The organism is Streptomyces sp. NPDC059080, from assembly GCF_042739975.1.
GTDB classification, from domain to species: domain Bacteria; phylum Actinomycetota; class Actinomycetes; order Streptomycetales; family Streptomycetaceae; genus Streptomyces; species Streptomyces benahoarensis.
In genome coordinates, this window is sequence record NZ_JBHYGX010000002.1 from 164606 (window position 1) to 172664 (window position 8059).

Annotated in this window: 8 protein-coding genes; 4 read left to right on the forward strand and 4 right to left on the reverse strand. The window is 74.1% G+C overall.

Features of this window, described 5'->3' with window-relative positions; all coding sequences use genetic code 11:
* Nucleotides 1–37: 37 nt before the first annotated feature.
* Both mgtA and ACFWWQ_RS02035 read right to left on the reverse strand, forming a co-directional pair.
* A complete protein-coding gene (gene mgtA / locus ACFWWQ_RS02030; RefSeq protein WP_384588560.1) occupies nt 38–2698 on the reverse strand; it encodes a magnesium-translocating P-type ATPase in 2661 nt (886 codons plus the stop codon).
* A complete protein-coding gene (locus tag ACFWWQ_RS02035; RefSeq protein ID WP_384588563.1) occupies nt 2691–3047 on the reverse strand; it encodes an ArsR/SmtB family transcription factor in 357 nt (118 codons plus the stop codon). Before ACFWWQ_RS02035 ends, mgtA begins: the two co-directional genes overlap by 8 nt.
* A 168-nt stretch (nt 3048–3215) precedes the next feature.
* Between ACFWWQ_RS02035 and ACFWWQ_RS02040 the strand changes: the two genes are divergently transcribed.
* Nucleotides 3216–3629: a DUF779 domain-containing protein gene (locus ACFWWQ_RS02040; protein WP_384588566.1), complete on the forward strand. Its 414-nt coding sequence runs from the start codon at nt 3216–3218 to the stop codon at nt 3627–3629.
* A 153-nt stretch (nt 3630–3782) separates the two neighbouring features.
* Here ACFWWQ_RS02040 and ACFWWQ_RS02045 read toward each other — a convergent pair whose 3' ends face one another.
* A complete protein-coding gene (locus ACFWWQ_RS02045) occupies nt 3783–4730 on the reverse strand; it encodes a hypothetical protein (RefSeq protein ID WP_384588862.1) in 948 nt (315 codons plus the stop codon).
* A gap of 155 nt (nt 4731–4885) precedes the next feature.
* On the reverse strand, nt 4886–5404 hold the full coding sequence (locus tag ACFWWQ_RS02050) for a lytic polysaccharide monooxygenase auxiliary activity family 9 protein (RefSeq protein ID WP_384588569.1): 519 nt from the start codon (nt 5402–5404) through the stop codon (nt 4886–4888).
* A 350-nt stretch (nt 5405–5754) separates the two neighbouring features.
* Between ACFWWQ_RS02050 and ACFWWQ_RS02055 the strand changes: the two genes are divergently transcribed.
* From ACFWWQ_RS02055 to ACFWWQ_RS02065, 3 genes are all read left to right on the forward strand, one after another.
* On the forward strand, nt 5755–6099 hold the full coding sequence (locus tag ACFWWQ_RS02055; protein ID WP_384588572.1) for a WXG100 family type VII secretion target: 345 nt from the start codon (nt 5755–5757) through the stop codon (nt 6097–6099).
* A 42-nt stretch (nt 6100–6141) separates the two neighbouring features.
* Nucleotides 6142–6462 carry a WXG100 family type VII secretion target gene (locus ACFWWQ_RS02060; protein WP_384588575.1) on the forward strand — a complete coding sequence of 107 codons (321 nt, stop codon included), beginning with the start codon at nt 6142–6144 and terminating at the stop codon, nt 6460–6462.
* Nucleotides 6463–6537: 75 nt separating this feature from the next.
* Nucleotides 6538–7914, forward strand: a complete 1377-nt coding sequence (locus ACFWWQ_RS02065) for an EsaB/YukD family protein (protein ID WP_384588578.1) — start codon at nt 6538–6540, stop codon at nt 7912–7914.
* The last annotated feature ends 145 nt before the right edge of the window (nt 7915–8059 follow it).

Sequence of the window (8059 nt, forward strand, 5' to 3'; positions counted from 1 at the left end):
CGGGAAAGTCCCCGGGCGCGGGCCCGGCCCCGTCCGGTCAGCGCCTGCCCGGCAGGAACCGCCGCCGCGCCGCGGCCAGCGCCGCCCCGTACAGCACGAGGACGGCGGCGAGCAGCGCGTAATACAGCAGCGGCGGTGCCGCCAGGCCCAGCGGCGGCCCCAGCGGGGAGAGCGGCAGCAGCAGACCGATGACGGCGAGGCCCGCCGCGGCGCCCGGGACCGGCCCCGGGCGGCCCCGTACGGTGAGGTGCCCGGCGCGCAGCAGCAGCATCACCAGCGCCTGGGTGAAGAGGTTCTCGGTGAACCACGCGGCGTGGAACACCTCCTCACCGCGGGCGCCGGTGGTGTGCAGGGCGACCGCGAGGGCGGCGAACGTCGCCACGTCCGCGGCGGCGTTGATCAGCCCGAACACCGTGATGAACCGCAGGAAGGCCCGTGGCCGCAGCGCCGCAGGCCCGCGCAGCACGCCGTCGCCCGGCCGGTCCAGGGCGAAGGCCAGCTGGGCGGCGTCGAAGCAGAGGTTCTGCACCAGGACCTGCGCGGGCAGCATCGGCAGGAACGACAGCAGCAGCCCGGCGCCGAGCATCGCGAGGACGTTGCCGAGGTTGGACGAGAGGGTGATGCGCAGATACGCGGCGAGGGAGCCGCTGCTGTACCGGCCGGCGGCGACGGCCCGGCCGATGGCGGTGAGATCCTTCTCCGCCAGCACCACATCGGCGCCCTCCCGCGCCACCGTCACCGCGCCGCGCGGGGTGATGCCGACATCGGCGGCGTGCAGCGCGGGCACATCGTTGACGCCGTCGCCGAGGAAGCCGGTGACCTGCCCGGCCTCACGCAGCGCGGCGACGATCCGGGCCTTGTCGGCGGGGGTGCAGCGGGCCACGACGGTGGCACCGTCGACGGCCGCGGCGAGCGCCGGGCCGTCCACCTCCGCCAGCGCCCCGGCGGTCAGCACCTCGCCGGGGTCGAGGCCCAGATCCCGGCAGGCGCGGGCAGTGGTGCCCGGGTGGTCGCCGGTGAGGATCTTGACGCGGACGCCGCGCCGGGCCAGGACGCCGAGCGCGTCGGCGGCCGACGGGGCGAGTGCGTCGCGCAGCGCGACGAAGCCGAGGAGGGTCAGGCCCCGCAGATCGGCCTCGCGGTACGCGCCCGCGCGGGCCGGACGGTCCGCGACAGCGACGGCCAGCAGCCGCAACCCCTCGTCCGTCTCCCGCGCCACCCAAGCGAGCAGCCGCGCCCGTTCGGCGTCGTCCAGTTCGGTGCCGGCACCGTCACCGCCGGTACCGCGCACCCGGGCGCAGCGGGCGAGGACGTCCTCGGCCGCGCCCTTGACGACGAGGGTGTGGGTGCCGAGCGCACCGGGGCGGCGGACGACGGCGGCGGCGACCCGGTGCACCGGGTCGAAGGGGAGCGCCGCGACGCCGTCGTAGGCGAGCGGGTCGGCGCCCGCCTCGTCCGCGGCGGCGAGGACGGCCTCGTCGAGGGTGTCCGGTGCGGGGAGTTCGGCGAGTTCGAGGGTCCAGAAGCTGCCCACCGCGGCCCAGCGCAGCACGCCCGGGTCGGGACGGCCCCGGGCGTCCACGGACCGTTCGACCAGCGGCCGGTCCTGGGTGAGGGTGCCGGTCTTGTCGAGGCAGAGGACCTGCATCGCACCGAGGTCGTGGAGGGCCGGGAGCCGTTTGACGATCACGCCGCCGGTGCGGGCGAGCGTCGCGGCGCCGCGGGCCAGCGTCGCGGTGACGACGACCGGCAGCATCTCCGGGGTCAGTCCGACGGCGACGGCCACCCCGAACGGCAGGGTCTCCAGGCCCCGCCCGCGCACCGCCGCGTTCGCCATCAGGACCAGCGGCGGGGTCAGCAGCATGAAGCGGATGAGGGTCCAGGCGATGCCGTGGACGGAGCGGTCGAAGGCGGTCTCGGCGCGTCGCCGCCCGAGGGCGCGGTACGCGGCGGCGAAGCGGGTGTCCGCGCCGGTGGCGACGACCAGTCCGGTGCCGCTGCCGGTGGCGACGCTGCTGCCCTGGAAGCACAGGTGCGGCGGATCCGCGTCCCCGCCGTCCGCCGGATCGTCCACGGCGTGCTTGGCGACAGGGGCGGACTCGCCGGTCAGCGACGCCTGGTGGACGGTCAGCCCGTTCGCCCGCAACAGCCGCAGGTCCGCGGGGACCAGATCGCCGGGGCCCAGCCGCACCACGTCGCCGACGACCAGTTCCTCGACGGGGATCTCCCGTACCCGGGGCGGGGCGTCGTCGTCCGGGCGCCGCTGCACCGCCGCCGTGGTGGCGACCATCTCGCGCAGCGCCGCCATCGCACGTCCGGCGTGCGCCTCACCGGCCGAGCGGAGCACACAGCTCACCACGACCAGCACCGTGATCACACAGGCCGTGCCCCAGGACGCCACCGCCGCCGAGACCAGGCCGAGGCAGAGCAGCACGGCGGTGAACGGATCGCGCAGGCTGCGCAGGAACCGGCGCGGCCAGGACGGCGTGCGCCAGGCGGGGACGGTGTTCTCGCCGTCGCGGGCGAGCCGGGCGTCGGCCTCGTTCTCGGTGAGGCCGCGCGGTCCGCTCGCCAGGCGGCGCATCAGCTGGAGCGGGGTGAGGGCGGCGCCGCCCGCGGCGCCCGGGGTCAGGTCGGCGGGCGCCTCCCGGGGGCCGGGCGGGTGGCCGGTGCCCGGTGCCGCGTCGGTCTCAGGCACCGAAGCGGCGGGCGCGGGACGCGTGCTGCCCGCCGCGGTCGGCGAGCCGTCCGACGAGGAGCCGTACGACGGCCACCACATCGGGATCGTCGACGAGGTAGACGACGCGGCGGCCCTCGCGGCGCGAGCGGACCAGACCGGCCAGTTTCAGCTTGGACAGATGCTGGCTGACGGCGGGCAGCGCGCCGCCGACGCGCTCCGCGAGCCCGGTGACGTCGCTCTCGCCCTGGGTCAGCGCCCAGACGAGGTGCAGCCGAGGCGGCGAGGCCAGCAGGCCGAACATCGCGGCCGCCTCGGTCAGCACCTCGGCGGACGGATCCGTCCCACCACCCTCGATGCCCCTTGCCACTGCCGTCTCCGTCCCCCTGGGTGTGTGCCTCGTGTCGAGGGGACAGTCTAGGGCGGCCGGGCGCGGGGGCGCCGGTCGGTGCAACGTCCGTGCAACCCGGCGGCGGGTTGGCTGGGCGGCGGCCCCGCGCGGGAGCGGCCCCGGGGGCCACGGACGGAGGGACCGCGGATGGACGAGGCGGGGAACGGGCCGGACGGCGCGGTGGCACGGGTGGCGGTGACGGAGGCGGCCGCCGGTCTGCTGCGGCGGCTGCGGGCGGCGCACGGGCCGTTGATGTTCCACCAGTCCGGCGGCTGCTGCGACGGCAGCGCACCGATGTGCTTCCCGGCCGGGGAGTTCCGCACCGGCGCATCGGATGTGCTGCTGGAGCGGTTGGCGGTGGCCGGGGTGGCGGAGCCGGTGGAGTTCTGGATGGGCGCCGATCAGTTCGCCCGCTGGCGTCACACCCGGCTGATCGTGGACGTCGTCCCGGGCCGCGGCAGCGGCTTCTCGCTGGAGGCGCCGGAGGGGGTGCGGTTCCTGATCCGCTCGCGGCTGCTGGACGCGGCGGAGGAAGGGCGGCCGGGCGGCGCGGAGGGGTGAGCGGGACGGCCACGGCGGGCGCTGCGGCGTCCGGCTGCGGACATGGCGAGACCCCGCGCACGGGGGATGACGCGGGGCCTCACTCGGGATAACGGGTCAGGGGCCGTCGGGGTTCCCCTTCCCGGGAAAAATGCCGCAAGAATTTTTCGGCGGTCATGCCTCGTCGTCGACCAGGCGCTCCAGCATGTGCTGGAAATCGCCGTCCACGACCACCCGCAGCCCCGCCCCGTCCGGCTCGCTGAGCGGCGTCATCACGCCCCGGCGCCACCAGAACACATGGGGGCTGATCGCGCCCGCGGCGTCCCGGTGCCCGGCGGCGGCGAACTCCGCCATCGCCTGGAGCGCCGGGATGACCTGGGCGTCGCGGATGCGGTGGAAGCCGAGCTGATGGCGGAAGGGCATCGCCACGAGGGCGCCGTCGGCGGTCAGCGGGGTGCCCGTGATCCGCTCGACCAGTTCGCCGAGGGCCAGGACCCGGCTGGCGGTGAAGAACGAGTCGCCGAACAGCACCTCGAAGGAGGCGCCGTCCGGGCGGCGCACCGTCTCGTGGCCCTCGACCGGCAGGGCGCGCAGATTGTTCATGGCGCGGATCCGCAGCTCGGCGATGTCCCCGACGTCCCGCAGGGAGTCCTCGCTGAGCATCTGCACCGCGTCGGGCAGATCGAGCGCCAGCACCTCCCGCAGCCCCTCGGCGGGCTCGCGGCCGTAGCGGAACGCGTCGGAGGCGGGCAGGGTCTCCTCGGCGACGACGCGGGGGTAGAGGCAGGCGCGGATCTCGTCGGCGGAGAGGATCTCCAGCGGCTGCGGGCCGTCCATGGTGCGCAGGACCTTGCCGACGTGGTCGCGGACGAGGCCGGGCCAGCTGCGTTCGCCGCGGCGGTCGCGGTGGCAGACGGCGGCGAGGTTGCCGAGGCCGAACCGGCGGCCGCCGGAGTCGGCGACGACGCCCGCGTAGACCGTGACCTCCAGGCCCTGTTCGGCGAACGCCTGGCGGACCTGGGAGCGGAAGACGCCGCCCTCGCGGTCCGAGAAGAAGGGGAACTCCCCGTCGCGTGGCAGGTCACGGGGATCCCGCTTCGGTCCTCGGCGGAACAGGCCCATCTCGTCCTCCCGGCGACGGCCACGTACGACGGCCACAAAGGGCCGATCGTAACGGGTGTGCCGGGCGCCGTTCGCCGCGTGGTGCGGGGGCGGGGCGCGCGGTGCCCGGACGGACCGGAAGCGGAACCGGCCGTCCGGGCGGTGCGGGTGTCCGGTCAGCCGCCGATGTTGACGTCGACGCAGGCGTAGAAGGCGTTCGCGGTGTCGGCGATGTTCCAGACCGCGAGGACCTTCTGCATGCCGGTGACGCCACCGAAGTTGACCTGATGGGTGACGGTCGCGCCGGGCTGGGCGCCGTGGTCGTCGAACTCGGCGACCTTGTTGCCGCCCACGTAGTACTGCCAGGTGCTGGTCGCGTGGCGGGCCGTCAGCTGCCAGCTGAAGCTGGTGGTGCTGCCGACCGGGGTGACCTTCCAGCCCTTGGAGTCGTCGTCGAGGTCGGCGAACTGGCTGTTGCCGCCGCTGCAGCTGGTCAGCCCCTTCGGTCCCTCGACGCTCTGCGGCTCCCACTTGATGGGCCCGCAGTCGACCGTCCCGGCCGCGCACTGCGCCTGGCGGCTGGGCGGGTGGGAGATGTAGCCGTGGGCGCTGGCGGAGCCGGCCGGGACGGTGACGACGAGCAGCGGGGCGATGGCCGCGCCGATGCCCAGGGCCAGCCTGCGTTTCTTGTTCATGGCATACCTTTCGCGAAGGAGGCCACCGCGGAAGACATCGGGACGCGGCGCCGCCTGGCACGCACGCCCCCGGGCAGCCTCGGGAGTGGGGGTGAATGACGCGAAGGTGGTGCACGGCGAGACGGGCGGCGGCCTGCGCCCGGTGCCGACACCGGATGCGAGGGCCCGACCCGCTCACCAATTGGTCTGGACTTTACTCGTTGTCGGCGTACGGTCAAGAGGTCGGGACGGTTCCGGGTTACGGGCGGGACATCTGAACAGGGGACTGTTCCGACGCGTCCGGCGGCTGCGAAAGTGGCCGCGGAACAGCCAACTGCCGGGCGGGATCCGGCGCGCGAGAGGGCGGGCAGATGCAACAGGGCGGGCATACCACGTCGGGCTTCAAGGTCACTCCGGAGATGATCGCCCAGGCCGCCAGCTCGTGTGACAACACGGCGGCGGACGTCGAGACCAAGCTCCAGAACCTCAAGGCGTACGTCATCTCGCTGGAACAGTCCTGGCAGGGCATCGCCCACAACACGTTCCAGATCTACATGGCCGAGTACGACACGTACGCGCAGATGCTGCACAACGCCCTGACCGACATCGCGTCGGGCCTGCGCGGCAACGAGGTCAACTACAAGGAATCCGAGCAGGACAACCTGAACCGGATCAGGGCCCTCCAGGCCGAGCTGCCCACGGCCCGGCTCAGCTGACCACCGAACCGACCGGCTGACCGCCCAAACTTGAGGAGCGTCGTGGCAGGAATCGACGGATCGTCCATCCTGGTCCGCCAGGAGCTGGAGACCGCAGGCAAGCACATCAATGACTTGTCGGAGCAGATCGCGGAGGAGCTGCATCAGCTGGTCCTCCTGCTGCAGCCGATCTCGGAGACCTGGTCCGGTCAGGCGCAGGTGTACTACGAGGGGCTGCAGGCGGAGTGGAACACCGCCGCCGAGGGCCTGTTCGGGCCGGGCGGCGTGCTCGGCCAGATCGCCATGGCGATGAACGTCAACTGGTCGAACTACTCCGAGGCCGAGTGGGCCAACCAACGCACCTGGCAGAACAGCGCGAGCTGATACACCCGCGTCCGCGGCCGCGTCCTGAGCGGAACCGCACAACGCACCGAGCACGAGAGGACCTGACAGCACCCGATGGCCGATGAGCGCTGCCGGATCACGGTCGTGGGCGAACACAGGCAGGTGGACCTCGCGGTCCCGGCCCGTGCTCCCATCGCCGAGTACATCGATGACCTGGCCCGCCTGTGCGAGCTGGAGGAGAACGAGCTGATGCCCGCCGCCTGGTCGCTGGCGACGGGGACGGGCGGGGCCATCGCGCCCGAACACAGCCTCGCCGACCTCGGCATGGCGGACGGTCAGCTTCTATACCTGCGCGACGTGGTCGCCGACGAGTTCGACGAGCCCGTCGTGCTGGACGTCGCCGAGCAGGTCTCCGAGGTCTCCGAGCAGGCACTGGACCGGCGTTGGGACGCCCGGTCGCGGACCGTGACGGTGATGGCCTGCGGGCTGGTGTGGTGGCTGGCCGCGCTGGTGCTGGCCGCCGTGACGCAGCCGGTCGAGCCCGCGGTCACCGGCACCGCGGCCGCCGCCCTGGGCCTGCTGCTGCCCGGACTGTCCTGGCTGGCGACGGAGCGGCGCTGGTCGGTACCGGGCTCGGTGCGGCTGGCGCTGGCGCTGAGCGCGATCCCGTGTCTGGCGGTCGCGTCGTGGGCGCTGGTGGCCCAGGAGACCGCGCCGTCCGCCGCGTTGACCGCGAACGGGACGACCGCGCTGTGCCTGGCGGGCGGGGTGCTCGTCGGTGCCGTGCTGGCCGCCGTCGCGTCGATGGGCGTCACCACCACCGCCGTGCTCCTCGGCGCACTGATCGCCACGGTGGTGACCGGTCTGCTGGCGCTGTTGAAGGCCGACACCGCACAGTGCGCCGCGGTGATCGCCGTCGTCGCGTTCGGGCTGCTGCTGATCGCACCGGCGACGGCCGGACGGGTGGCCGCGTTCGGCTACCGGCGTCAGGGCGGGTCGACGCCGGAGGGTACGGAGCTGGAGACCGCGGTGCGGACCGCGATGCTGCTGCTCGCGCTGTGGGGCGGTGCGCTGTCGCTGGCGTGCGCCGTCGCGCTGGTGCTGCTCGGCATCGACGGCACCTCGCCGTTCAGCGCGGCGATCACCGCCTGCATCGGGCTGGGGCTGCTGCTGCGGGCCGGTGGCGCGAAGGTCGTCGTCGAGGTGGCGCCGGTCGGGATCGCCGGTGCGATCGGCCTGTTCACGCTGCTGCTGGCCGGGCCCGCGCAGCTGGATCTGCCGGGCGGATCCGGTCCCACGGCCGCGATCGTCATCGGCGCCGTGCTGGTGCTGTACGGGTTCCGGCGGCTGATGCGGCCCGAACTCCCGTCGATGCGGCGCCCCCTCTGGTTCGGCGGGCTCGGCGCGGTCCTGGGCGCCTTCGCCATCCCCCTCACCGTCGCCGCCTTTGGCGTCTTCGACCAGCTCATGGGCATCGGCCGGAATCTGTGAGAGGCGACGTGCGGGCGGCGGGAGGGTCTCGGCCGGGGCCGGGGGGGGGGTGGGGGGCGGGGTGTTGCTCGGCGGCCAGCCGTCCCCGGGGGTCGCCGGGAACTGCAGCATCATCCCCGGCGAGCGCGGGGGCAGCGGCGAGGGG

Bases quoted from the DNA above. Each gene is read 5' to 3' on its own strand.
- ACFWWQ_RS02045 (WP_384588862.1), bottom strand. From the start codon at position 4,730: ATGGGCCTGTTCCGCCGAGGACCGAAGCGGGATCCCCGTGACCTGCCA.
- ACFWWQ_RS02050 (WP_384588569.1), bottom strand. From the start codon at position 5,404: ATGAACAAGAAACGCAGGCTGGCCCTGGGCATCGGCGCGGCCATCGCC.
- ACFWWQ_RS02040 (WP_384588566.1), top strand. From the start codon at position 3,216: ATGGACGAGGCGGGGAACGGGCCGGACGGCGCGGTGGCACGGGTGGCG.
- ACFWWQ_RS02065 (WP_384588578.1), top strand. From the start codon at position 6,538: ATGGCCGATGAGCGCTGCCGGATCACGGTCGTGGGCGAACACAGGCAG.
- ACFWWQ_RS02055 (WP_384588572.1), top strand. From the start codon at position 5,755: ATGCAACAGGGCGGGCATACCACGTCGGGCTTCAAGGTCACTCCGGAG.